General features: G+C 46.0%; 1 protein-coding gene. It reads right to left on the bottom strand.

The window, feature by feature from the left end; all coding sequences use genetic code 11:
* A partial coding sequence (gene tuf, locus V7R39_RS17710) for an elongation factor Tu (RefSeq protein WP_334032280.1) occupies positions 1 to 1,043 on the bottom strand: 1,043 nt, incomplete at both ends.

Raw genomic sequence — 1,043 nt, 5'->3', positions numbered from 1 at the left:
ATTGCGAAACGTAGACCTTCGTCCATCGCAATCGGAGCAATTAGCTCAACTTTAAATTTAAGGTTGTCACCAGGCATTACCATTTCTACGCCTTCTGGAAGCTCTACAGCACCAGTTACGTCAGTTGTACGGAAGTAGAACTGTGGACGATAGCCTTTGAAGAATGGAGTATGACGGCCACCTTCATCTTTAGACAATACGTACACTTCTGCTTCGAATTTAGTGTGTGGGTTGATTGAACCAGGCTTAGCTAGTACTTGTCCACGCTCTACGTCATCACGCTTAGTACCACGTAGTAGTACACCAACGTTCTCACCAGCACGGCCTTCGTCTAGAAGCTTACGGAACATTTCAACACCAGTACAAGTCGTCTTAACAGTATCTTTGATACCAACGATTTCTACTTCTTCACCAACTTTAACAATACCTTGCTCAACACGGCCTGTTACAACAGTACCACGACCTGAGATTGAGAATACGTCTTCGATTGGAAGAATGAACGGCTTGTCAATTGCACGCTCTGGCTCTGGGATATATGAATCAAGAGCTTCACCTAGTTCGATGATTTTCTTTTCCCATTCTGCGTCGCCTTCAAGGGCTTTAAGTGCAGAACCTTGGATAACTGGAAGGTCATCGCCTGGGAAGTCATATTCGCTAAGAAGTTCACGAACTTCCATTTCTACTAGCTCTAGAAGCTCTTCATCATCAACCATGTCACATTTGTTCATGAACACGATGATGTGAGGAATACCAACCTGACGACCAAGTAGGATGTGCTCACGAGTCTGTGGCATAGGGCCATCAGTCGCAGCAACTACTAGGATACCGCCGTCCATCTGTGCAGCACCAGTGATCATGTTTTTAACGTAATCAGCGTGTCCTGGGCAGTCAACGTGCGCGTAGTGACGAGAAGGAGTATCATATTCTACGTGTGACGTAGAGATGGTGATCCCACGTGCTTTTTCTTCAGGCGCGTTATCAATCATATCAAATGCGCTTGCAGAACCGCCGTAGGTCTTCGCTAGAACAGTAGTGATAGCTGC

The sequence above is a fragment of the Alteromonas sp. P256 genome (assembly GCF_036864455.1).
GTDB lineage: Bacteria > Pseudomonadota > Gammaproteobacteria > Enterobacterales > Alteromonadaceae > Alteromonas.
Note: the sequence above shows the minus strand (reverse complement) of the source record. Positions and strands in the feature narration are given on the sequence as shown.